General features: G+C 43.6%; 26 protein-coding genes. 9 read left to right on the top strand and 17 right to left on the bottom strand.

The window, feature by feature from the left end:
* The coding region (locus QQK21_RS21655; protein ID WP_284194250.1) for an acyltransferase at window positions 1-533 on the top strand (533 nt) is incomplete at its 5' end.
* Between the two features lie 4 nt (window positions 534-537).
* On the opposite strand, the gene QQK21_RS21650 is transcribed toward QQK21_RS21655, so the two are convergent.
* The 9 genes from QQK21_RS21650 to QQK21_RS21610 form a co-directional block, all read right to left on the bottom strand.
* Window positions 538-1,269: a glycosyltransferase family 25 protein gene (locus QQK21_RS21650; protein WP_284194249.1), complete on the bottom strand. Its 732-nt coding sequence runs from the start codon at window positions 1,267-1,269 to the stop codon at window positions 538-540.
* Between the two features lie 8 nt (window positions 1,270-1,277).
* Entirely contained in the window at window positions 1,278-2,267 is a 990-nt protein-coding gene (locus QQK21_RS21645; protein ID WP_284194248.1) for a glycosyltransferase family 2 protein, read from the bottom strand.
* 11 nt (window positions 2,268-2,278) lie between these two features.
* A complete protein-coding gene (locus QQK21_RS21640) occupies window positions 2,279-3,139 on the bottom strand; it encodes an NAD-dependent epimerase/dehydratase family protein (protein WP_284194247.1) in 861 nt (286 codons plus the stop codon).
* Window positions 3,139-3,678, bottom strand: coding sequence for a dTDP-4-dehydrorhamnose 3,5-epimerase family protein (locus QQK21_RS21635; RefSeq protein ID WP_284194246.1), 540 nt, complete (start codon window positions 3,676-3,678; stop codon window positions 3,139-3,141). The genes QQK21_RS21640 and QQK21_RS21635 overlap by 1 nt, the downstream gene beginning before the upstream one ends.
* Before the next feature lie 54 nt (window positions 3,679-3,732).
* Window positions 3,733-5,046, bottom strand: coding sequence for a lipopolysaccharide biosynthesis protein RfbH (rfbH, locus tag QQK21_RS21630; RefSeq protein ID WP_284194245.1), 1,314 nt, complete (start codon window positions 5,044-5,046; stop codon window positions 3,733-3,735).
* Window positions 5,046-6,128 carry a CDP-glucose 4,6-dehydratase gene (gene rfbG, locus QQK21_RS21625; protein WP_284194244.1) on the bottom strand — a complete coding sequence of 361 codons (1,083 nt, stop codon included), beginning with the start codon at window positions 6,126-6,128 and terminating at the stop codon, window positions 5,046-5,048. The genes rfbH and rfbG overlap by 1 nt, the downstream gene beginning before the upstream one ends.
* 3 nt (window positions 6,129-6,131) lie before the next feature.
* Window positions 6,132-6,905 (bottom strand): glucose-1-phosphate cytidylyltransferase, encoded by a 774-nt coding sequence (rfbF, locus tag QQK21_RS21620; protein WP_284194243.1) that lies wholly within the window; start codon window positions 6,903-6,905, stop codon window positions 6,132-6,134.
* Window positions 6,906-6,925: 20 nt separating this feature from the next.
* Window positions 6,926-7,891: an FAD-binding oxidoreductase gene (locus QQK21_RS21615; protein WP_284194242.1), complete on the bottom strand. Its 966-nt coding sequence runs from the start codon at window positions 7,889-7,891 to the stop codon at window positions 6,926-6,928.
* A 68-nt stretch (window positions 7,892-7,959) separates the two neighbouring features.
* Window positions 7,960-8,664 carry a 3-deoxy-D-manno-octulosonic acid kinase gene (locus tag QQK21_RS21610; protein WP_284194241.1) on the bottom strand — a complete coding sequence of 235 codons (705 nt, stop codon included), beginning with the start codon at window positions 8,662-8,664 and terminating at the stop codon, window positions 7,960-7,962.
* 93 nt (window positions 8,665-8,757) lie between these two features.
* On the opposite strand from QQK21_RS21610, the gene QQK21_RS21605 reads away from it, so the two are divergent.
* On the top strand, window positions 8,758-9,843 hold the full coding sequence (locus tag QQK21_RS21605) for a glycosyltransferase family 9 protein (protein WP_284194240.1): 1,086 nt from the start codon (window positions 8,758-8,760) through the stop codon (window positions 9,841-9,843).
* A 12-nt stretch (window positions 9,844-9,855) separates the two neighbouring features.
* Window positions 9,856-10,641: a glycosyltransferase family 2 protein gene (locus QQK21_RS21600; RefSeq protein WP_284194239.1), complete on the top strand. Its 786-nt coding sequence runs from the start codon at window positions 9,856-9,858 to the stop codon at window positions 10,639-10,641.
* A gap of 57 nt (window positions 10,642-10,698) precedes the next feature.
* On the opposite strand, the gene QQK21_RS21595 is transcribed toward QQK21_RS21600, so the two are convergent.
* Window positions 10,699-11,733, bottom strand: a complete 1,035-nt coding sequence (locus QQK21_RS21595) for a glycosyltransferase family 9 protein (RefSeq protein WP_284194238.1) — start codon at window positions 11,731-11,733, stop codon at window positions 10,699-10,701.
* A 110-nt stretch (window positions 11,734-11,843) separates the two neighbouring features.
* Here QQK21_RS21595 and coaD point away from each other — a divergent pair, with 110 nt between their 5' ends.
* A complete protein-coding gene (gene coaD / locus QQK21_RS21590; RefSeq protein WP_284194252.1) occupies window positions 11,844-12,338 on the top strand; it encodes a pantetheine-phosphate adenylyltransferase in 495 nt (164 codons plus the stop codon).
* A gap of 24 nt (window positions 12,339-12,362) precedes the next feature.
* Here the strand turns inward: coaD and mutM are convergent, their stop codons facing one another.
* From mutM to radC, 5 genes are all read right to left on the bottom strand, one after another.
* A complete protein-coding gene (gene mutM / locus QQK21_RS21585) occupies window positions 12,363-13,169 on the bottom strand; it encodes a bifunctional DNA-formamidopyrimidine glycosylase/DNA-(apurinic or apyrimidinic site) lyase (RefSeq protein ID WP_284194237.1) in 807 nt (268 codons plus the stop codon).
* A gap of 30 nt (window positions 13,170-13,199) precedes the next feature.
* Window positions 13,200-13,685 (bottom strand): hypothetical protein, encoded by a 486-nt coding sequence (locus QQK21_RS21580; protein ID WP_284194236.1) that lies wholly within the window; start codon window positions 13,683-13,685, stop codon window positions 13,200-13,202.
* Window positions 13,686-13,894: 209 nt separating this feature from the next.
* Window positions 13,895-14,065, bottom strand: a complete 171-nt coding sequence (gene rpmG, locus QQK21_RS21575) for a 50S ribosomal protein L33 (protein WP_004410866.1) — start codon at window positions 14,063-14,065, stop codon at window positions 13,895-13,897.
* Between the two features lie 13 nt (window positions 14,066-14,078).
* Window positions 14,079-14,315 (bottom strand): 50S ribosomal protein L28, encoded by a 237-nt coding sequence (gene rpmB / locus QQK21_RS21570; protein ID WP_006881432.1) that lies wholly within the window; start codon window positions 14,313-14,315, stop codon window positions 14,079-14,081.
* 276 nt (window positions 14,316-14,591) lie between these two features.
* Window positions 14,592-15,257: a RadC family protein gene (radC, locus tag QQK21_RS21565; RefSeq protein WP_284194235.1), complete on the bottom strand. Its 666-nt coding sequence runs from the start codon at window positions 15,255-15,257 to the stop codon at window positions 14,592-14,594.
* 224 nt (window positions 15,258-15,481) lie between these two features.
* Between radC and coaBC the strand changes: the two genes are divergently transcribed.
* The 4 genes from coaBC to lpxM all read left to right on the top strand — a co-directional run bounded on the left by coaBC (window position 15,482) and on the right by lpxM (window position 19,385).
* Window positions 15,482-16,687, top strand: a complete 1,206-nt coding sequence (gene coaBC, locus QQK21_RS21560) for a bifunctional phosphopantothenoylcysteine decarboxylase/phosphopantothenate--cysteine ligase CoaBC (protein ID WP_284194234.1) — start codon at window positions 15,482-15,484, stop codon at window positions 16,685-16,687.
* A 176-nt stretch (window positions 16,688-16,863) separates the two neighbouring features.
* Window positions 16,864-17,454, top strand: a complete 591-nt coding sequence (slmA, locus tag QQK21_RS21555) for a nucleoid occlusion factor SlmA (RefSeq protein ID WP_284194233.1) — start codon at window positions 16,864-16,866, stop codon at window positions 17,452-17,454.
* An 8-nt stretch (window positions 17,455-17,462) separates the two neighbouring features.
* A complete protein-coding gene (lpxL, locus tag QQK21_RS21550; RefSeq protein WP_284194232.1) occupies window positions 17,463-18,413 on the top strand; it encodes an LpxL/LpxP family Kdo(2)-lipid IV(A) lauroyl/palmitoleoyl acyltransferase in 951 nt (316 codons plus the stop codon).
* A gap of 6 nt (window positions 18,414-18,419) precedes the next feature.
* Window positions 18,420-19,385: a lauroyl-Kdo(2)-lipid IV(A) myristoyltransferase gene (gene lpxM, locus QQK21_RS21545; protein ID WP_284194231.1), complete on the top strand. Its 966-nt coding sequence runs from the start codon at window positions 18,420-18,422 to the stop codon at window positions 19,383-19,385.
* 68 nt (window positions 19,386-19,453) lie between these two features.
* On the opposite strand, the gene pyrE is transcribed toward lpxM, so the two are convergent.
* Together pyrE and rph are read right to left on the bottom strand one after the other, a co-directional pair.
* Window positions 19,454-20,095, bottom strand: coding sequence for an orotate phosphoribosyltransferase (pyrE, locus tag QQK21_RS21540; protein WP_284194230.1), 642 nt, complete (start codon window positions 20,093-20,095; stop codon window positions 19,454-19,456).
* A gap of 78 nt (window positions 20,096-20,173) precedes the next feature.
* On the bottom strand, window positions 20,174-20,890 hold the full coding sequence (gene rph, locus QQK21_RS21535) for a ribonuclease PH (protein ID WP_284194229.1): 717 nt from the start codon (window positions 20,888-20,890) through the stop codon (window positions 20,174-20,176).
* Window positions 20,891-21,070: 180 nt separating this feature from the next.
* Between rph and QQK21_RS21530 the strand changes: the two genes are divergently transcribed.
* Window positions 21,071-21,937, top strand: a complete 867-nt coding sequence (locus QQK21_RS21530) for a YicC/YloC family endoribonuclease (RefSeq protein ID WP_284194228.1) — start codon at window positions 21,071-21,073, stop codon at window positions 21,935-21,937.
* The last annotated feature ends 24 nt before the right edge of the window (window positions 21,938-21,961 follow it).

Below are 21,961 nucleotides of genomic sequence, written 5' to 3'. Positions count from 1 at the left end.
GCAAGCTCATCATTCCTTACTCGGCCAAAACGGGCAAAATCAAACTCGGTTTTGGTAGAGTACAAATAGCAGATAATAAATACTCACGCTTTATTTGGAACGTCGGAAAGAAAGGGGAAGTACACCTAGGAGAACATATTAAACTTGGCACGGGATCTCGATTGCATATTGAGGGTAAGTTAGTGGTAGGTTGCGAAAGTAATTTTACGGGCGAGACAACTATTATATGCAATCAAGAGATTATATTCGGTAGAGAATGCTTAATTTCATGGCACACTTTATTTATGGACTCAGATCTGCACCAAATCACCGACAAAAGCAACGCCATACTAAATCCAGATAAAGCAATAAAAATAGAGGACAAAGTTTGGATAGGGGCCAGAGCAACGATTACCAAGGGTGTACACATAGGAAAAGAGTCTGTCGTAGCAAGCAGTGCAACAGTTTCAAAAAACTTTCCAAAATATTCAGTGATTGGAGGTAACCCTGCAAGTGTTATTGGTGACTTTACAGGGAAACAGTTTAAGAAGTAAGCGTTCAGACTCTAACTTTTTTTGCATTCCACCAACACAAACGAATAAAACGATAAAAACGATAAAACTCTCTCGTCACTTTGAAATAGATCGGGGTTTTAAGTTTCGGTCCGTTATTTTGTATCGTGGTTCCCATATCACAGCGATCAATCACCAGATAAGGAATGATACCCGTGCATTTTATACCCGTTCGATAAGACTCACCGATATAGTTATCCACGGCACAAATCCAACGTTTGCTTTTCTCCAGCAACTTTTTAGCTCCACTGGGAGATAAGCTATAACCTCTTGTACCACTCATATTATTATGCCAAAACACACTCTGAGCACCGCCATCAATCTCTTCAAGTAAAGTTACTTTCCCTTTCTGATGTTCAACACGAATGTACTCATAACCCTTTTCATGCATACTCTTTAAATGGACCAAAAAGGGCTTCATATGTGCTGTGGGTAAGCAATCATCTTCAATAATTAATATGGGTTCGTTCAACTCTACACATTTCTGCCAAAGTCGATAATGACTGGCATAGCAGCCTCTTTCTCCAGGTGTCAACGGTCGGCTACGTAAAACTCTGCGGTGCAAATCATCGGGCCTATCAACTAAATCGCTCGGTAAACCTTCTCGACCGTCAATAGCATCAAAGAATGTGAACGGAACGCCCAATTCTTCTAACATTCGAGCAATCCGCTCTCTTCTATCTATCGAAGACGTCAATGAGATAACAAAAACTTTCATACATTCCTCTACAGACATACTTTCGTTAGTAGTTTTAGCATTGACCAAAAAAAGCGAACACGAAAAATAGCAATCAACTTCAAATCCAAATCACTAAGTTTGATATGTTTCTTTATTACATCAAAATCTAACTCTTTGTTTACACGCGATAAGCGTTCGAAGTATCGAACAGAAAGAACACGGCAAGTGAATGAAATAAGCGGAGACTGATGATAAAAAGCCGCCCTCATATCAAAATCATTACAAACAAATTTTTCTAACACAGCCTTCTTCATACTTTCATTTTCGGCCCAGCGATAATGTGACAGATTTGCTGTAATTTTTACCGAACTGTAGTTATTGATGTATCGACACAAAAAGTCGTAGTCTGATGTTGGATAAAGATCCGGGTTAAAGCCACCCAAAGAAAGGCATGCTTGTTTGTCGAGTACCATCCCTAAAGAGCCAGGGTTAATATTACCCCAAAAGCACTCCTTAAGCGCTAATTCCTTGGTCGTAATTTTACCACCGGCAAGATAAGGTTCAATCTCACTGACATGAGTGAAGCTTCGGTTATTTGGTTTTACCAGACTGTATTGCTCATATTGAGAAACAACAGATAACCAGTTTTCGTCCAACAAGTCATCGTCGTTGAGAATGGTTAACCTCTTTGCATTCGCAAGTTCTATACAACGATTCCAGTTACCGAACATACCAATATTTTCATGGTTCACATAATATCGGACATTGCAGGAGATAGAACTTAAACCTTCTATAATCTGCTGAGTAAACTCTCGTGAATCATCATTGTCTACAATTACAATTTCATACTTTATCTTGGCATTTTGTCTAGCGGCAGATTCCACCGCTTCTAATAAGAGTGCAGGCCTTCTGAAGGTAGGGATGGTGATAGACACCCTCAATTCTTTTTTATCGACAGGCTCATGGCTATACACTAGATGAGATTTGGTCGTTTTGTATTTGTCAAAATAGTTACAAGTAGAATTTAAAGAAAACATATTACCTTGCATCAAACCAGCTCTTGTATTCCATCTTCAATCGTCACTTTTTTACTCCATCCAGGAAGCGTCTTATACATCTGTTTCGGCAGCGTCATAACTTCTCTATCACGATAGGCTCGTGCTCCCCAGTTAATTTTAATCGGCTGGCCCAAAACTCTCTCTATTATGCCAACGAGTTCTTTTAGGGAAGTATCATCGCCAGTTAGAATCGAAAACTCCTCATTTCGCGTATCTACCATCGACATTACGCGCTCCAATGCGATTTGCACTGCACTTAAAACATCACTGATATGGCAGGTTTCAAAGCGCTGACTTCCAGGGCTCATATCTAATGAAGACTCATTTTTTGCTGTTTCAATAAGCAACTGAATGATTTTTTTTCTGTGATCGGCTTTGCCATAGGTATCATTTAAATGAAGACTTAAACTACTCCACTGATGTGCATCAGTGTAATAGCTGAGAAGCTCTTGAAAAGCTTGCTTGGTAGCAGCGTATAGATTGGCATAGCTATGATCACGGTCACCAAACTTTTGCCACGTGGTACCTATATTGACAATACGTCTAACACCAGTTTGCTTCATGGCTTCAAGTAAATTGGCGCCAAAGCAAATATTTGCATCGATTAAAGGGGCAATATCTTCTTGTCGATGAACTGCGGTATAATAGGTTGCTAGATGAAGTACAATATCAACATCATTAAGAGCGACCTTAATTGATTCGATAGAACCATCATAAACATAACTTTTCACCGCATCGCCAACGCCCGCATTCACATCCCTAACAAGAGCATGGATTTTGTAGTCCGATTGGAATTGCTTAATAAATTGGCTACCAATAAAACCTGTGCCACCAGTCATTAATATCTTCACTAGAATGGGCTCTTATAATCGCTTAATGATGGAAATGCCTGATCACGTTCAGAAATCACTAATTCGCTAGAGTCAATATCCAACCCCACACTTGACCAGTGTATGCCCTTATCTAGCTCCGGTGCATAAACATGATCCGTTTTATAAAGTAGAGTAGCTCGCTGTGAACAAGTTAAAAAACCGTGAGCAATTCCTTTTGGTAAATAAAGTAGCTGGGGCTGATTTGAATTAAGCTGCACCTTAGTCAACCTGCCATAAGTTGGTGACGAGCTCCTAATATCAACAAAAAAATCCATCACCTCGCCTTCTAAACATGTCACTAGCTTGTTATGTGCCGCCGGTGGTTCTTGAAAATGAAGGCCTCTAAGAACATTTTTATTGGAAACAGAATAAAACTCTTCTTGAAGGTCAAAATCGGATAGTAACGTACCTTCGAAGTGGTTTGGGTGATATGTTTTAATAAACTCACCCCTATGATCTTCAAACTTGGGTAAGTCAATCAAATAACAACCAGCAATGTCCAATTCAGATATATTCATACATCAAACAAGCCAATGCTTTCTCATTGGCTTTCCAATACTCGTGAGGTTTATTTAGAAACTAACACCAAAGAACTCTTCAAACTTTTCAATAATGAAATCTAAATGCTCTTGACCTAGTCCGGGGTAAACACCAATCCAGAATGTATTGTTCATAATGAGGTCGGTATTCGTGAGATCGCCAACGACTCTATAGTCAACACCCTCAAAATACGGCTGCCGAGTCAAATTACCAGCAAAGAGAAGACGCGTGCCAATACGGTATTGGTCCATAAATTTGAGAAGGTCAACACGTTCAATACCCGCTTCTTCCCGCAAAGTAATTGGGAAGCCAAACCATGAAGGGTCACTGTTTGGCGTGGCCTCTGGCAAGATGATGAATTCCTCGCAAGAAGCTAAACCCTCTAGCAGATAGACATAGTTATCTTTGCGTTTTTGAACTAACTCTTCAACTCTATCCATTTGCGCAAGACCACACGCTGCCTGCATATCGGTAATCTTGAGGTTATAACCTAAATGGGAATACGTGTATTTGTGATCATAGCCTTCTGGTAATGAACCCAACTTCTGATCAAAGCGTTTACCACAGGTGTTGTCGCAACCTGGTGGACAATAGCAATCACGACCCCAGTCACGAAATGACTCAACTAGCTTGCGCAGCTCACTGTGTTTAGTAAATACAGCCCCACCTTCTCCCATAGTAATATGATGGGCAGGATAAAAACTTACTGTCGCGATATCGCCGATGCTTCCAACCATTTTGCCATCATAAGTTGACCCTAGCGCATCACAACAATCTTCAATAAGCCATAGATTATATTTATCAGCAACACGTCGTGCTTCTTTGAGATCAAACGTATTTCCGAGTGTGTGAGCAACCATGATAGCTTTAGTTTTGTCAGAAACAGCTGCCTCTATCATTTCAGGCTTAATTTGATATGTTGGAATATCAACATCAACAAATACGGGAATTAATCCATTTTGAATCGTTGGGTTGACAGTCGTTGGAAAACCAGCAGCAACAGTAATAACTTCATCACCTGGTTTTAATTGACGTTTGCCAAGTTTAGGAGACGTAAGCGCGGTAAGCGCAAGAAGGTTCGCAGAAGATCCGGATGTTGTTGTCAAAACATAAGGAACACCTAAATACTCAGCCAAACGCTTTTCAAAAGCATCGTTAAATCGACCAGTCGTCAACCAACCATCTAAAGACGCTTCCACCATAAATTGTAGTTCTTTTGCGCCAAGTACTTTGCCCGAAGGAGGCACAACACTTTCTCCGCCAACAAAGTTTTTTGGTGCATACTCTAACTCAGCATATTGCTCAACAAGCTCAGCAATCTTAGCTCTTATTTGCTCTTTCGACATTACCTATTACCCAACCTAGAGGCCATGTATTGATTTATTTCATCTATTGTATGTGACCTAATATCTTCATCATTAAGCCAAGCTTTATGCCAGTTAACGATCTTAGCTAAGGTCGTTTCTAAATTCCAAATGGGCGTCCAACTTAAACGCATCCTCGCCTTTGAGCAATCCAACTTGAGGTAGTGCGCTTCGTGAGGATGGATGTCTTTACTCAAAGACCACCGTGCCCCATCACCCCATAATTGCGCAACTTGGCTGACTATTTTTTCAACTGGCCATGCATCGTCATCTTTCGGTCCGAAATTCCATCCTTCGGCAAAGTTGGGGCCATCAAGGTATAACTTTTCTGCAATCAGTAGATATCCCGAAAGTGGTTCTAGCACATGTTGCCAAGGGCGAGTGGCATGGGGGTTTCGGATTTCGACACTATTCTCTTCACCAAATGCTTTCAGTAAATCAGGAATAAGCCTGTCGGCCGCCCAATCTCCTCCTCCAATAACATTCCCCGCTCGAACAGAGGCTAAAGCACAACCGTGCTCTTGGTATCTATCTGCATTGAAGAAAGATTGGCGATAAGACGAAGCCACTAACTCAGCGCAGCCTTTACTGTTACTATAAGGGTCATATCCCCCCATAGGGTCGTTTTCTCGATAACCCCAGACCCATTCTCGATTTTCATAACATTTGTCAGATGTCACATTCACAATGGCCTTAACTCCACCGACTTGCTTAATCGCTTCAAGCAGATAGACAGTACCCATTACATTTGTTGAGTATGTGTCTATTGGTTCATCATACGACAACCGCACTAAAGGTTGTGCAGCCATATGAAAGACAATTTCTGGTTGAAAGTCGTGAATTGATTGGCGAAGACGGGCGAAGTCTCGAATATCCCCTTCTTCTGACGTCATTCGTTGACTAACGTTGGCTTCTTCAAACAAGCTTGGGGTAGTAGGTACAGAAAGTGAATAACCTTTAACTACTGCGCCCATTTCTTGGAGCCATAAAGATAACCAACTTCCTTTAAAACCAGTATGCCCTGTAAGAAACACTCGCTTTCCCGACCAAAACTTAGGGTTCATTAATTACTCCCAAACTTTCCAAGGTGCTTCACCAGATTGCCATAACTTATCAAGATAAACCTTATCACGCAGCGTATCCATAGGTTGCCAAAAACCGTGATGCTCAAATGCCATCAACTCCCCATCCAGTGCCAATTGATTCAGAGGGTATTGCTCCCAAACGCAATCATCACCATTTATGTAGTCAAGAACCTGTGGTGACAGAACGAAAAATCCACCATTTATCATGGCTCCGTCTCCTTTGGGTTTTTCCTTGAAACTCATAACCTGACCTGACTGTATATCTAAGGCACCAAAGCGCCCAGGAGGATAAGTTGCCGTCAATGTTGCCTTTTTACCATGCGACTTATGGTATTCAATTGTTGCAGTAATATCTATATCACCCACACCATCCCCATAAGTAAAGCAAAATGCTTCTTCGTCTTTTAAATAATCAGTGACTCGACCCAGCCGGCCACCAGTCATTGAGTTATCTCCTGTATCGACCAAAGTGACTGTCCAAGGTTCTGCTCGCTTACGATGGACCTTCATTTCATTGTTTTTCATGTCAAAGGTCACATCTGACATATGAAGGAAGTAATTTGCAAAATACTCTTTTATTACATATCCTTTGTAACCACAGCAAATGATAAAGTCATGAATGCCGTGTGCTGAATACTGCTTCATGATATGCCAGAGAATTGGCTTCCCTCCTATCTCCACCATTGGTTTGGGTTTTAGAGAAGTTTCTTCACTTAGGCGCGTACCTAAGCCACCTGCTAGTATTACCGCTTTCATTGATATGGCTCCAACTTACCTTACTTTGCGGGAGTAAATGCATCTGAATAAAAATGCTGCTTAGACAAATTATGTTTAGAAAATAGCTCTCTCGCTGATTCAATCATCGCAACAGACCCACACGCGTATACATCACAATTATCAAGATCTTTTATATCTTCAATCGCCGCATTTTGCACATACCCTTTCCGCCCTTTCCAATCAGCAGATTGAGATAACACAGGAATAAATAATGCATCACTCAATTTATCAATAAGATTTTCCAAATCTTTACAATAGAGTTCACTGGGAGTTCTCATACCCCAGTAAACCATGACTTTTCTTGTGTCCCCACTTTCAACTAACCGTTCAATCATGGCTTTTACAGGAGCAATTCCTGTGCCAGTTGCGAGAAACACGAGCTTTCTATCAGAAGATCTTGTGAAAAAAGTACCTTTAGGCCCTTCAATTCTCATCAATTGATTATCTTTAATACCGGAAAAAATATGCTCAGACATTTTACCTTGAGGTACATTTCGGATGTGGAGCTCAACTTCGTGACTAGTAGACATCGAAGAAGCAATTGAGTAACTACGCTTGATACCTTTATACATCAAGTCCAAATACTGACCCGCGATAAATTCAAATTTCGCTGTGGGAGGAAAGCGCAATTTAAGAACGGCGATATCTTTAGTCGGATAGCTGATACTCGAAACTTTGCACGGCAGCGTTTGCTGCTTTATTTCAGCTAATTCTGGAAAAAATTCGGCCTCAAGAGTCACATCAGACAAAGGTTTAGATTGACATGTCAGTATAGTCCCAGCTGTCACGACACAACCATTCTGGTCTAATACCTGCCCCGACAATACACTCGCCTCACACACCCCGCAATCGCCGTTTTTGCAACTATGCTCCAACATCAAATTTTTTGCTAAGGCGTCATCGAGCAAATTATCTTCACTACTATAATGAACTCCAGATGGAGCGAGTGTTACTTTATATTGCATCGGCTTTAAAACTACATTTTATAAATTAATAACATATTATAATCTTCAGCGAACCTCTCGGCGAGGTATCAATAAATCTTAAAATCGGCTGTGATAGCTGACCATTCAGAACCAGACCAATGGATCTTTCTTTTCACCAATTCTTTTTCGAATGAGCGCTTTAACCTGTCAAGATTGCTCTGCTTCCATGCATATCCCGATTGCTGACAGCATTTATCAAAGTCAATTATCCATACTTTGTCACTATCATCTATCAGGATATTGTGAATATTAAGATCTGTATGATTGACCTGAGCATTATGCATTTTAACGATCTCTTGACCAATTTTACGATACATTTCTTCAGCTAATGGGCCATCAATCAAGATAGACACCAAATCTCGGGCATTTAGGATTTTTTCACTGAGAAGATCTGCTTTATAGGTCATCCCACAGCGAATCGCCCGTGCAGCAAGAGGCCTTGGCACATTTACACCTGCTTCAATTAAAGTATTGAGTAAATCATACTCCTGATAACTTCGGGTTTTTTCCCAACCTGAAAACCAGTAACTATCGGCAATTAGCTTGCCAAACAGACCACCACGGCGATAATGCCTCAGCGCCGCTTGCACCGTTTGAGTTTGCACAAACCAAGTCGTGCCTCGACCCTGTGCACTGCCGATGACCCTATCTTGTTGTTGCCAAAATTTGGCATTAAAAATCTGCTTAGGATCGTCTTTAAGCAAAGTCTCATCATACCAAATAGTCTGATTATCAAACTGCAACGCTTTCATGACTGGTTTTCTCGTAATAAATGCTGACTGGTATTTTACATTTATTGAATGGCTCTGCATAATCTTCAACACTGCTAGTGATAAGAAAACCCTATGAGCCTTTTTTCATCTCCCCCTGAATCTCTGTGTATTCTGCGTTTGTCCGCTATTGGTGATGTCTGTAATACCATTGCCGCGGTGCAGGCGATTCAGAGACACTGGCCTCAAACCCACATTGTCTGGATTACCGGTAAGCTTGAAGCCAAGTTACTTGAAGGAATAAAAGATATAGAAGTTATCGTATTTGATAAAAAGAGCGGCTGGCGGGAGTATCAGAAACTATGGCAGGCATTAAAAGGGCGTAAGTTTGATGCTCTCTTGCACATGCAATATGCCTTTAGAGCCAGTCTTGCGACACTGGGAATTAAGGCCACGTATAAACTCGGCTTTGACAAGCTAAGAAGTCAAGACTTTCAAAGCTTATTTACTAACGTTAAAGTCCCATCTCCAGACTCAATGCATGTCCTTGATGGATTGTTGGCATTTGGTCACACACTTGGCATTCAAGATATGACACCTTCTTGGTCACTCACTTATTCAGACCAAGATAAAAGTTGGGCAGAAAACCAACTTTCGAGTGAAAAAAGAAACTTAGTTCTGGTTCCTGCGGCAAGTAAGACATATAAAAATTGGACGCTGCAAGGTTACTTAGCTTTGATCGAGCATGTTAATCTGCAAGGTTGGCAAGTGATTTTAGCGGGCAGCCCTGCTCAAGTAGAAACGGATTTAGCCGCTGAGATTGAGAACAACACAGAATGTAAGCTCAACAATCAAGTGGGTAAAAGCTCACTCAAACAAATGCTTGCTCTGATTGACCTTGCAGATCTGCTCATAGCTCCTGACACTGGGCCTGCGCATATGGCCAATGCGGTGAATACCCCAGTGATCGGCCTCTATGCTCACCATAACCCAGAGCGAACTGGGCCTTATCAATATCGTCAGTACGTGGTTTCAGCCTATGAAGATGCCATCTTGGTTGAGACAGGAAAATCAGCAAATGAGTTAAACTGGCGAGCTCGAGTTAAGGATAAAAATGCGATGCAGCGTATCAAACCACGGCAAGTCATCGACATGTTTGATACCGTTACCAAGGAGCTTGATCTGTCCAATCAACACTCCCAAAGCATAAACACAAATTGATGAGGTACCCGTGTGAGTAAACCGAGTATTGCGGTCGCCTTGATCGTGAAAAATGAAGCGCAGCATCTAAAAGCCTGCTTAGAAACCGTACATAGCTGGGTTGACGAAATTGTGGTGCTAGACTCCGGTAGCACAGATAATACCGAAGCGATTGCCCGCAGCTTCACCGATAAATTTTTTGTTAATGCCGATTGGCCTGGTTTTGGGCCGCAGCGTCAACTTGCACAGTCTTACGTCGAGTCTGATTATGTTTTATGGCTTGATGCCGATGAGCGCGTTACACCTGAACTAAAAGACAGCGTTATAAACGCAGTAAGTGCTAACCAACCTAACACCATATACCAAACTGCACGGCTCAGTTGGGTGTTTGGTCGCTATATTCGCCATTGTGGCTGGTATCCAGACAAGGTGCTACGCTTATACCCCACTAAACTGACGCAGTACAATGATGCACTAGTGCATGAGAAAGTCGAAGTATCCAAAACAATGAAAGTGGAAACGCTAAAAGGCGATCTGATCCATTTCACCTATAACGACATGAATCACTATCTGGTTAAATCGGCAGGATATGCCAAAGCGTGGGCCGAGCAAAGAGAGAAAAAAGGTAAAAGCAGCAGCATTTTACAAGGCATCTTGCACGCCCTTGGCTGCTTTTTGAAAATGTATGTGATAAAAGCGGGGTTTCTTGACGGCAAACAAGGCTTGCTGCTTTCTTTACTATCGGCGCATTCGACCTTTGTTAAATATGCCGATCTTTGGATTCGGACTGAAACAGACAAGATGCCAAACTCGTTTTAAATTTTTAAGTTCCCTTAAATCACACCCCAAAAAGCGATTTTACCTCGCTTTTGGGGTTTATTTTAATTTGCTTTCTATCCATGGCAGTAAGTCGTCAAGTACTGAACTGATATCAATTCTGGCCATATCTTCTTGACTGACTTTATCATCCGCTTGGGGCGGACAAAACGCAATATGGTTGTGTGGGGAATTAATCGGCTTCCAGCGCAGTGGCGTTGCTGAGCGCTTGCTAGGGAAAAAGCCCACCGTTGGCACATCAATAGCGGCAGCAATATGCAAGGGCCCAGTAGAACCTGCGACAAACAAATCAGCGCACGCAATGGCAAGAGCAAAGTCGATTAAACCTTGGTTTTTGTCATAAACCACTGAAGGTCTACCTTGGGCTTTGACTAAGCCATGCAGCTCTGCTGCTTTTTGTTCCTCTCCTGGGCCTGCGGTTAATATCACTTCGAACTCTTGAGGTACAGCGCAGATTAGCTGGGAGTATTGAGTCAATGAAAGATTGTTTGCCGAGCCACCACTACCTGCGTGAACAAAAAGCCAAGGTTTATCTGGATTTAACTCAAGCTGCTGCGCCAGTTTTTGCTTTTGACTCTCAACATCTTCAAGTGGAAAAACCAAATAAGGTGCCTTAGGTTCAACGACTTCTTTACCGAGGTCGGTCAAAAAAGCTCTTATCAAATCAAGATTGTATTCATATTCAGGCTTAGCCGATTGTGAGCGTTTTTGTTTAATCCGCTTATTGTAGAAAATCTGCGCCAGTTTAGTCGCTGGGGCTAAGCGATAGGGAATCTTTGCTCGCCAAACTAATTTGGCATTATAGGTTGTCGAAAATAGGTTGATAGACGCATCAAAGCGCTCAGACCTTAGTATCTCGACCAAAGCTGACTGGGCTTGCTTGGAACCTTTGCTTGTCGGATCAACCAGAACCTCATCAATCCAAGGGCAAAGTTTGGCAAGAGCCACTGTATAGTTGGGAACTAGCGCCGTTATCTGACAATCAGGCAGAGAGCTTTTGAGCATGGCAAAACTTGGCCAAGCCAGCATAAAGTCGCCGATTTTATCATTGCGGACAACGAGTATTTTTTTCATTACATTTCCAGCACTTGAACTTTTGTCTCAATCATAACGGCTAAGTTGGGTAAATGTGAGCCTTTTTGTTACCATTAAGCGAGATAAACCAATCGACTGAGTACATAACAGTGACCAAAAAACGTCTTTCCCGAGTCATATATCCGGGAACCTTTGATCCTATCACTAACGGCCACCTAGATCTGATAGAAAGAGCGGCTGATATGTTTGACCACGTCACCATAGCCGTTGCGGCAAGTCCAAGTAAGAACACCATGTTTACACTGGATGAACGCGTCGCCTTTACCCAACAAGTAACCAAACACTTAGACAACGTCTGCTCCAAAGGATTTTCTGGATTGATGGTTGATTTTGCCAAACAAGAAAACGCGAACGTTCTTATCCGCGGTTTGCGCACCACTGTCGACTTTGAGTATGAATTTGGTCTAACCAATATGTATCGAAGATTAATGCCTGGACTTGAAAGCGTGTTTCTCACCCCAGCAGAAGAGCATGCGTTTATCTCATCAACCATAGTGAGAGAAGTTGCGATTCATGGTGGTGATGTCACAAACTTTGTCCCCGAAGTGGTCGCCAATGCGCTAAAAAATAAAGCGCATATATAAATTCAGCGGCGTATGCCGCTGACATCAATTCTGGCATGCACCACAGAAAAACGTATTACGCTGACCAATTTTCTGCTCTTGAATTGCTCCACTACAACTCGGACAAGGCTCACCTGAACGGCCATATACCCTAAGCTCTTGAGCAAAATATCCTGGTTTGCCATCCGCTTGTGCAAAATCTTTTAGTGTTGTCCCACCTTGCTCTATCGCCGTCTCAAGAACTTGTTTAATTTCTTTGACTAGCCTTACCCATTCATCCTCAGTCAGTGATCCTGCCGCGCGGCAAGGATGAATTCGAGCACTAAACAAGGATTCATTGGCGTATATATTGCCAACGCCCACCACTACCTTGTTGTCCATAATAAACTGCTTTACTGCTAGCCGTTTTTTATCTGCCTTGGCAAAAAGGTATTGTGCATCAAAGTCTTTGGTCAACGGCTCAGGTCCCATATTGAGCAGCGCCTGATGCTCTCCATTTTCCGTCCACAGCCAAGCACCAAAACGTCTTGGATCGTTGTAGCGTAGGACTTTGCCATTGGTTAGCTTCAAGTCGACATGATCATGCTTTGCCGGCGCGATGTCTGCATCCAATACACGTAGTGAGCCAGACATCCCCAAATGAACAATCGCACTTCCCACATTAGTTTCAATCAGTAAGTACTTAGCCCGGCGTGAAATATTGCGGATTATCTGACCTTCCATCTTCTTTAATTCATGGGGAATATCCCAACGTAACTTAGGCGTGCGAAAAGTCAGTTTTGCAACCGTTTGTCCAATCAAGTGTGGGGTGATGCCAAGGCGACTCACTTCAACTTCAGGTAATTCAGGCATAGGGTTCTTATAGGTATTAAATAGAATCGACTAAGGTAGCAAATATTCCGGTGCAACTGAAATGGCGATCCACTGCTCTTGCCAATTTTTTAGCAACCAAAATTGTGGCGTTTGATAGAAGGTGATCCTTTGTGGCTCTTCCTGATCGTGATACCAAACTTCTATCGTACTTGGTGAACCTAGTTGAGATTTTAAACTATCAAATGTTTGCCCATCGACTGCGGTACCGACCAATCCACTCCAGCGCTGAGCCAACTCAGATGCTGAAACGCTTCCTGGCTTAGCCATACTCCATTGCCCATTCTGATTTTCCAAAGACCAGTCCGAAAAGTACAAGGCACGCAATTCAGAGGTTGGGTCCAGTAGATAAGGGTAATCGCCACTCGCAGCGACCAAGTTGTCCTTTATTAGATAGGTTTTAATGACCGTTGGCAGATTAAGAATCACAATAAAGGCAATGATGCCTAAAATCATGATGTTATTCCAGCGGCGACGCCTCGATGTAGAAACACGCATCAGTTGTTTTTCCAGTTAAGTAACTGTATCAAAAGGTAGCAGAAAACCATTAGCAGGGAAATGACGACTCAGTGCACCTTGACTGAAACGCTGTGTTGAGAAAAGCCATCCAAACTAGGATAGAACTATCTTTGGAAAACAAAAAACCCAGCAATGATGCTGGGTTTCTAGTATGAACTTCCGTTGAGAAAGTCTAGAAGAGAAATCAATTACTTAATTTTCGCTTCTTTGTACATAACGTGCTGGCGAACAACTGGATCAAACTTTTTGATCTCAAATTTGCCTGGCATATTACGCTTGTTCTTATCAGTAGTGTAGAAGTGACCAGTACCTGCAGAAGATACTAGACGGATTTTCTCACGTACGCCTTTCTTTGCCATTGCCTATTTCCTCTTAAACGTTTTCGCCGTTTGCGCGAATGTCAGCAAGAACAGCATCAATGCCCTTCTTGTCGATGATACGCATACCTTTAGCAGATAGACGTAGTTTAACAAAACGTTTTTCGCTCTCTACCCAGAAACGATGAGTTTGTAGGTTCGGCAGAAAACGACGCTTAGTAGCATTACGTGCGTGTGAACGGTTGTTACCCGTTACTGGACGCTTACCAGTTACTTGGCATACTCGTGACATGAATGTCTTCTCCAAAATCGTTTCAGCTCGATATCAACCTTGGTGGCCGAACCTCTCTATTTCTCGTAGAAGAATTTAGAGGTCTTATACCGCTATGGAAACCCATACAAGGCTATCAAAGGTCGCGCATTATACTAACTTGACTAGCATTGCTCAAGACCCGAACAGATCCTTTTTCAAGGTTTTCGTGATCTTTTTTAGGCAGAGCTGATAATAGTTCAAAAAATGTCGGGGGATTGTAGCAGAATTCACGCAACTCACAACAAGTAATGTGATTTAAATCCATCCACGTTCTGCAAAGGAAACCACCTCTCCATCCCCAACGACGAAATGATCAAGGATACGAATATCGACTAGAGCCAGTGCATCCCCAATACGACGGGTGATTCGACGATCGGCTTGACTCGGTTCTGCCACACCTGAGGGATGATTGTGGGCCAATATTAAAGCAGCCGCATTGTGATCAAGCGCGCGCTTAACCACTTCTCTGGGATAAACCGATGCGCTATCGATAGTGCCTTCGAACAAGATTTCGCCCTTAATCACCCTATGCTGATTATCCAAAAAGAGAATATAAAAGGCCTCGCGCGTTCTGTCACGCAATCGACTGACCAAATAAAGCTTGGTTTGCTCTGGGCTGGTTAATGCCTCACCACGCACTAAAGTTTCATGAAGATGGCGCTGCGTCATTTCCAATGCGGCTTGTAATTGTACATATTTCGCCTCGCCCAGTCCTTTATATTGGCAAAGCTCTACTTTACTGGCGGAAAACAAGCGCCGCAGTGAACCCATTTCTTTAAGCAGTGTATCGGCCAATTGCAATACATTCATACCCTTAGTGCCTGTACGCAAAAAAATCGCTAGTAACTCCGCATCGGTCAACGACTGGGCTCCTCGCGAGAGCAACTTTTCCCTTGGCATAGATTCAGGAGGCAGAAACATAACTCAACCCAAAATTTGAAGAAAGCCTCACTAGCATAACGATTGCTATGCACTGAATCACACTAGTCAACGCTGTCTTAGAGCAAGTGAAAGATTTTCAGTAAATAATAGGTATATAAATAAGCAGTCCAAGTATGGTGGCATTGAAAACTTACGACACCATTTCTAGAGTCTCAATCTGCTGCGTGGTAATCTTGCCACAGAATTTTTTAAGGATGATCATCATGCAAACACTCGCAGGCAAAAAGATCCTACTTGGCATCGGTGGTGGTATTGCGGCTTATAAATGTGCCGACTTGACTCGCCGACTGATGGAGCGAGGCGCACAGGTTCAGGTTGTTATGACCAAAGCTGCCAAAGAATTTATCACCCCTCTAACAATGCAAGCCGTGTCTGGTAGACCCGTATCAGACAGCCTTCTCGATCCGGCCGCCGAAGCATCAATGGGCCATATTGAATTAGCAAAATGGGCCGATTTAGTGCTGCTCGCGCCGGCAACTGCCGACCTGATTGCCCGCATTGCTTCGGGCATGGGAAATGATCTTCTCACCACCTTGGTATTGGCAACCGATGCGCCCATTGCCGTCTCTCCCGCTATGAATCAGCAAATGTATCGCAATCAGGCCACTCAAGACAATATCGCCACGCTTGAAAGACGAGGTTTGCACATTTGGGGGCCCGCTTCTGGGGAGCAAGCATGTGGTGATATCGGGCCAGGTCGTATGCTAGAACCCCTACAACTGGTCGAGTTTTGCGAACAATTTTGGGCAGAAAAGCCTCTTAAAGGGCTATCTGTCCTCATTACGGCAGGTCCGACGCGAGAACCCATCGACCCTGTGCGTTACATTTCCAACCAGAGTTCAGGAAAAATGGGCTTTGCTTTAGCACAAGCAGCAGCGCAGCTAGGCGCTTCAGTCAACTTGGTGGCTGGGCCAGTTTCACTCGATACACCTCAATGCACCAACCGAATTGACGTCGTGAGTGCACAAGAGATGCATAATACTGTTATGCAGCACGCCGCCAACCATGATATTTTTATCAGTTGCGCAGCAGTGGCGGACTATCGACCTGAAACGATTGCTGAGCAAAAAATTAAGAAAAAAGAGGGCACCGACAATATGACGATCACCATGGTCAAAAACCCAGACATCGTCGCCTCAGTTGCCAATATGACTGACAATCGACCCTTCACAGTTGGCTTCGCTGCAGAAACACAAGATGTCGCCCATTACGCACGCAGTAAACTGAACAAGAAAAATTTGGATATGATTTGTGCCAATGATGTCTCAATAGCGGGCCAAGGCTTTAACAGCAACAACAATGCAGTTACTCTATACTGGAAAGAGGGTGAGCAGTCACTTACTCTCGCTTCAAAAGAAAAAATTGCGCAGCAAATATTAATGTGCATTGCGGAAAAATTAAACAATTGAGCCACTAAATCTGTTATCTCACTACTGCTGTTCAAGCAAAATGACTCGTGCCAAAGAGGCGAGAAACAGAGCTTAATCTAACATTCAGAAAGTCGTCTATTCAGCCCACCCTAGCTTGCTAGTCTGGGCAAATGCCTGTGTTAATGGGCACTAACAGTGGGAAAAGGAACTCATTCATGGCCGGAACAAAAAAAAGCAACCGCCGCGAAGAAATACTACAAGCACTGGCGCAGATGCTAGAGTCTCACGATGGAGCCTCTCGGATTACAACGGCCAAGCTCGCCAAGCATGTTGGTGTATCTGAAGCAGCTTTGTATCGACACTTCCCAAGCAAAGCACGCATGTTTGAAGGCCTGATCGAGTTTATTGAAGAATCTTTGATGTCACGCATCAATCGCATTCTAGACGAGGAGAAAGACACCCTCACACGTATTCGCTTGGTTTTACAGCTTATTTTGGCCTTTGCTGAGCGTAACCCAGGCTTAACACGCATTTTATCTGGCCATGCTTTAATGTTTGAAAATGAGCGCTTGCGGGAACGCATCAATCAGTTATTTGAACGCATTGAAACCTCAATTCGCCAAATACTACGTGAGCGTCAACTAAGAGAAGGAAAAGCGTTTCCTGTCGATGAATCTACCCTAGCTGCGCAGTTGTTGGGTCAGGTTGAAGGTAGTTTAAATCGCTTTGTCCGCTCAGATTTTAAATACCAGCCAACGGCTAATTTTGAACAATATTGGGCTTTACTGAGCGCACAAATTAAGTAGTTCGTACCATGAGTAAAAAAAACACCCTTGATAAACCAGAGTTTTGTTTAAGCCTACTTCATCCAAAATATTGGGGCGTATGGTTTGGATTTGGTTTACTGGCTCTTATCGTTAACTTGCTACCCTATGCCTTGCTTTTGAAAGTCGGTCGCGGCATTGGCTCCTTTGGCCTCAAAATAGGCAAGTCGCGAGCAAAAATTGCCAAACGTAATCTTGAACTAGCTTTTCCCAACATGTCCACGAAAGAAATCGATGATATGGTAGCGGAAAACTTCAAAAATACCGGCATGGCTTTGATTGAGACTGGAATCACTTGGTTTTGGCCAACATGGCGCTTTAAACGCATTCTCATTGCCAAAGATATCGATGAATTACACAAGCACCAAGATGCCGGAAAGGGGGTGCTGCTTTGCTGCGTGCACGCGCTCAACCTTGAAATCACAGCCCGAGCTTTCGCCGTATTAGGTCTTCCTGGTTATGGCGCCTATCGGCCACATAGCAACCCGGCCTATGAATTCATTCAATATCGAGGCCGTACTCGCAACGGAAACCAATTAATTTATCGCCGCGATTTAAAACAGATGATTCGCGTACTGCGCCAAGGTCATAGACTGTTTTACTTACCTGACCAAGACTATGGGCACAACAAATCGGTATTTGTCCCCTTCTTTGCCGTCAAACAAGCCTGTACAACCACGGGAACCAGAATCCTTGCCTCTACCAGTAAAAGTGCGATAGTGCTAGGTTCTGGCTTTCGCAACCAACAAGGAAAATACGAAATTATTGCCGATAAATCGATTGAACAAGACTTTCCACATAAGGATGAAGATGCAGCCGCCGCTTACATGAATAAGTTTGTCGAAGAAATTATCATGCGTGCTCCAGAGCAGTGGATGTGGTTACACAAGCGCTTTAAGTCTTTACCGGATCACTCACTCACCAACTCAAGATATCAATAAGTTTCAATGAGCAACACAGACAAAAATAACATCGAAAAGCACCTGCACAATCCAAGATTTGAGTGGGCCTTTTTACACCCCAAGCATTGGGGCACATGGTTCGGCATAGCATTTGCCGCTTTAATCGCCTTTGTTCCCTTTCGTTGGCGTGACGCATTGGCACGTAAGTTATCGGTATTTATTGTCAGAAAGAATGGCCGAGTGGTTCGCCGTGCCCGTGTCAATTTGGCCTATTGTTTCCCTGAAAAGTCTGACTCAGAACGTCAGCACATATTGGAAGAGACCTTTGTCAAAGCCGCTCAGTATCTCTTTGCTTATTCGGAGTTTTTGATTCGCTCAACCGAGCACAACCAAAATCGCGGCATCATGATCGGAGAAGAAAATATTCTCCCTCTACTCGATGCTGGTGAAAAAGTCATTATCTTAGCTCCCCACGCTTGGGCCGTTGACTACCCAGCAGTCATGCTGGCGGCCAGAGGCTACAAAGTCACCACGATAATGAAGCCCCAGCGCAACCCAATTGGCGATTGGTTAATGCAAGTACAACGCATGCAATATGGTGGGCGTATTTTTGCCAGAGAGGCAGGGGTCAAGCCCTTTGTACGTTCAATTAAAGACGGTTATCTTGGATACTGGCTACCTGATGAAGATTTTGGCGCCGAAAATTCCGTCTTTGTTCCCTTTTTTGGTACCGAAAAAGCCACACTGAAAGGCTTTGGTAAAATGGCTCGCTTATCCAAAGCTAAAGTGGTCCCTGTTTTACCCGCGTATAACGATAAGACAGGTAAGTATGAAGTGCATATTCTGCCTGCGTTAGAAAACTTTCCAACTGGTGATGAAGAAGCAGACGCGAGAGCCATGAATCAAGCAATCGAAGATCTCGTAAGGCCCCGCCCTGAACAATATATGTGGAATCTGTCATTGCTAAAAACTCAGCGAGACGGCAGCGCAATTTACGACAATTCAAATTAGCTAGCCAAATAAAAGCAAAGGGCTGACTCACAAGTCAGCCCTTTGGCTTACAGGATGACGGTCACTCTTTAGATACCGTATTCAGCTCGATAAGCTTTGACCGCGGCTAAATGTTCGGTCGCATCACCTTGTTCTTCTAGATAACTAATTAAATCACCTAAACTGACGATAGAAATCACCGCACACCCAAAGTCACGCTCTACTTCCTGAATGGCAGACAGCTCACCTTTACCTTTTTCTTGGCGATCGATTGCAACCAGAACACCAGCTAACTGCGCACCATTAGATTGGATAAGCGTCATAGATTCTCGAATCGCAGTGCCAGCGGTAATCACATCGTCCACCAGCATGATGCGCCCTTGTAAATCGCTGCCGACCAGATTACCACCCTCACCGTGAGCTTTGGCTTCTTTACGGTTAAAACAGTATGGCGTGTCAATATGATGGTGATCTGCTAATGCCACCGCGGTTGTGGTCGCAATAGGGATACCTTTATAGGCAGGTCCAAATAGCACATCAAACTCAATCCCAGAATCTGCCAGAGCGGCGGCATAAAAACGACCTAAACGAGCCAGATCGCGACCGGTATTAAAAAGACCAGCGTTAAAGAAATAGGGGCTCTTACGGCCAGACTTTAAAGTAAATTCACCAAATTTCAGTACTTGCTTCTCTAATGCAAACTCAATAAATTCACGCTGGTATGCTTTCATCACTCACTCTCTACTTATTACTGCCTAAAATTTCAAAAGATAAAAAAATAGCTTCCTCAATTGGAAGCTATTTAAAAATCACTGTTCTAACGCCGCTTTTTGCGCCGCGACAATATCGCAAATCCCCGTTTTGGCCGACTCAAGCAACTTCATCAAGTCATCATGGCTGAAAGGTTCGCCTTCTGCCGTGCCTTGAACCTCAATCATGCGGCCGTCTTCTGTCATTACCACATTCATATCCGTATCAGCAGCGGAATCTTCTACATACTCTAAGTCACACAAGACATCTTGACCCAGCATACCGACAGACACAGCAGCTACATGCCCTTTCATTGGATTTGCTTTCAGCTTGCCTTTCTCCACTAGATGCTGAAATGCATCGGCCATGGCAACGCTGGCACCAGAGATAGAAGCGGTACGCGTACCACCATCAGCTTGAATGACATCACAATCCACTGTGACCATAATTTCACCTATTGCCTCAAGGTCCACCACCGCTCGTAAGCTACGCGCAATCAGACGTTGAATTTCCATGGTACGGCCACCTTGTTTTCCACTCGCTGCTTCACGGCGCATGCGCAAGTGCGTCGAACGCGGTAACATACCGTATTCAGCCGTCACCCAGCCTTTACCTTGGCCTTTTAACCAGCGAGGCACATTTTCTTCAACGGTCGCATTACATAGTACTTTTGTATTGCCAAACTCAACCAGAACTGAGCCTTCAGCGTAAGCCGTGTAGTGACGAGTGATTTTAATAGGGCGAACTTGGTCCGCCTTGCGATCGTTTGGACGCATTAGCATCTACCTTAGTTGTCTATCTCTATCGATAGGGGAAGACGAATCAGATTGGGGCAAGATTCTAGCAGAAAGCGCAGTGCTGGAAAAGCATCCTATTTTCGTGCGATTCCAAATCATGCATATTCTGTTACTATGGCTTGGCGTTATTTTCACAGATGATTAAAACAGGAAAATTCGATGATCTATAGTATGACCGCCTATGCTCGTAAAGAAGTAAAAGGCGATTGGGGAACTGCGGTATGGGAAATTCGCAGCGTCAATCAACGTTATTTGGAAACCTATTTTCGCCTACCAGAGCAGTTTCGTGGTTTAGAACCTGTCTTACGGGAACGTTTTCGTCAGCGCCTAGCTCGCGGCAAAGTAGAATGTGCGCTGCGCTTTGAAGCCAATCCTGCAGCTAAAGGGGAGCTTAGCATCAACGAAACCCTTGCCAACCAAGTGATCAACGCCGCCAAACAAGTGATGGCAATGACAGGTGACGACAACAGGTTAAACCCATTTCAAATCATGAATTGGCCAGGGGTTATGGAAACCTCAGAGCAAGACATGGATGCGATCAACAAAGATTTACTGGCCGCGTTTGACGAAGGCGTGAGTGAGTTTATCGAAGCTCGTGGCCGTGAAGGTGATAATATGAAAGCGCTTATTGAGCAGCGCTTATCCGCCATTACAGCCGAAGTCATTAAAGTACGCGCTCGAATGCCTGAAATTCTCGAATGGCAACGCGAACGTTTATTCTCCAAGTTCGAAGAAGCCAAAGTGGAACTGGAACCCTCTCGCGTCGAGCAAGAGCTGATCCTTCTTGCACAAAAGTCCGATGTAGCAGAAGAGCTGGATCGCCTCGATTCGCACGTAAAAGAAGCCAATAATATCCTTAAAAAAGGTGGCGCTTGTGGCCGCCGCATGGATTTTATGATGCAAGAATTTAACCGTGAATCCAACACACTCGCATCTAAATCTATTAGCACAGATATCACCGCTTCAGGCGTTGAGCTAAAAGTGCTTATCGAACAAATGCGCGAGCAGATCCAAAATATTGAATAACATTTAATTCTCAGCTCTAAGCTC

Source organism: Vibrio zhanjiangensis (assembly GCF_030161235.1).
Taxonomy (GTDB): domain Bacteria; phylum Pseudomonadota; class Gammaproteobacteria; order Enterobacterales; family Vibrionaceae; genus Vibrio; species Vibrio zhanjiangensis.
Note: the sequence above shows the minus strand (reverse complement) of the source record. Positions and strands in the feature narration are given on the sequence as shown.

What these genes read in the sequence shown, in the direction of transcription:
- QQK21_RS21650 (WP_284194249.1), bottom strand. Translation starts at nt 1,269, where the DNA reads ATGAAAGTTTTTGTTATCTCATTGACGTCTTCGATAGATAGAAGAGAG.
- QQK21_RS21645 (WP_284194248.1), bottom strand. Translation starts at nt 2,267, where the DNA reads ATGTTTTCTTTAAATTCTACTTGTAACTATTTTGACAAATACAAAACG.
- QQK21_RS21635 (WP_284194246.1), bottom strand. Translation starts at nt 3,678, where the DNA reads ATGAATATATCTGAATTGGACATTGCTGGTTGTTATTTGATTGACTTA.
- rfbH (WP_284194245.1), bottom strand. Translation starts at nt 5,046, where the DNA reads ATGTCGAAAGAGCAAATAAGAGCTAAGATTGCTGAGCTTGTTGAGCAA.
- rfbG (WP_284194244.1), bottom strand. Translation starts at nt 6,128, where the DNA reads ATGAACCCTAAGTTTTGGTCGGGAAAGCGAGTGTTTCTTACAGGGCAT.
- rfbF (WP_284194243.1), bottom strand. Translation starts at nt 6,905, where the DNA reads ATGAAAGCGGTAATACTAGCAGGTGGCTTAGGTACGCGCCTAAGTGAA.
- QQK21_RS21615 (WP_284194242.1), bottom strand. Translation starts at nt 7,891, where the DNA reads ATGCAATATAAAGTAACACTCGCTCCATCTGGAGTTCATTATAGTAGT.
- QQK21_RS21610 (WP_284194241.1), bottom strand. Translation starts at nt 8,664, where the DNA reads ATGAAAGCGTTGCAGTTTGATAATCAGACTATTTGGTATGATGAGACT.
- QQK21_RS21605 (WP_284194240.1), top strand. Translation starts at nt 8,758, where the DNA reads ATGAGCCTTTTTTCATCTCCCCCTGAATCTCTGTGTATTCTGCGTTTG.
- QQK21_RS21595 (WP_284194238.1), bottom strand. Translation starts at nt 11,733, where the DNA reads ATGAAAAAAATACTCGTTGTCCGCAATGATAAAATCGGCGACTTTATG.
- mutM (WP_284194237.1), bottom strand. Translation starts at nt 13,169, where the DNA reads ATGCCTGAATTACCTGAAGTTGAAGTGAGTCGCCTTGGCATCACCCCA.
- QQK21_RS21580 (WP_284194236.1), bottom strand. Translation starts at nt 13,685, where the DNA reads ATGCGTGTTTCTACATCGAGGCGTCGCCGCTGGAATAACATCATGATT.
- rpmG (WP_004410866.1), bottom strand. Translation starts at nt 14,065, where the DNA reads ATGGCAAAGAAAGGCGTACGTGAGAAAATCCGTCTAGTATCTTCTGCA.
- rpmB (WP_006881432.1), bottom strand. Translation starts at nt 14,315, where the DNA reads ATGTCACGAGTATGCCAAGTAACTGGTAAGCGTCCAGTAACGGGTAAC.
- radC (WP_284194235.1), bottom strand. Translation starts at nt 15,257, where the DNA reads ATGTTTCTGCCTCCTGAATCTATGCCAAGGGAAAAGTTGCTCTCGCGA.
- coaBC (WP_284194234.1), top strand. Translation starts at nt 15,482, where the DNA reads ATGCAAACACTCGCAGGCAAAAAGATCCTACTTGGCATCGGTGGTGGT.
- slmA (WP_284194233.1), top strand. Translation starts at nt 16,864, where the DNA reads ATGGCCGGAACAAAAAAAAGCAACCGCCGCGAAGAAATACTACAAGCA.
- lpxL (WP_284194232.1), top strand. Translation starts at nt 17,463, where the DNA reads ATGAGTAAAAAAAACACCCTTGATAAACCAGAGTTTTGTTTAAGCCTA.
- lpxM (WP_284194231.1), top strand. Translation starts at nt 18,420, where the DNA reads ATGAGCAACACAGACAAAAATAACATCGAAAAGCACCTGCACAATCCA.
- pyrE (WP_284194230.1), bottom strand. Translation starts at nt 20,095, where the DNA reads ATGAAAGCATACCAGCGTGAATTTATTGAGTTTGCATTAGAGAAGCAA.
- rph (WP_284194229.1), bottom strand. Translation starts at nt 20,890, where the DNA reads ATGCGTCCAAACGATCGCAAGGCGGACCAAGTTCGCCCTATTAAAATC.
- QQK21_RS21530 (WP_284194228.1), top strand. Translation starts at nt 21,071, where the DNA reads ATGATCTATAGTATGACCGCCTATGCTCGTAAAGAAGTAAAAGGCGAT.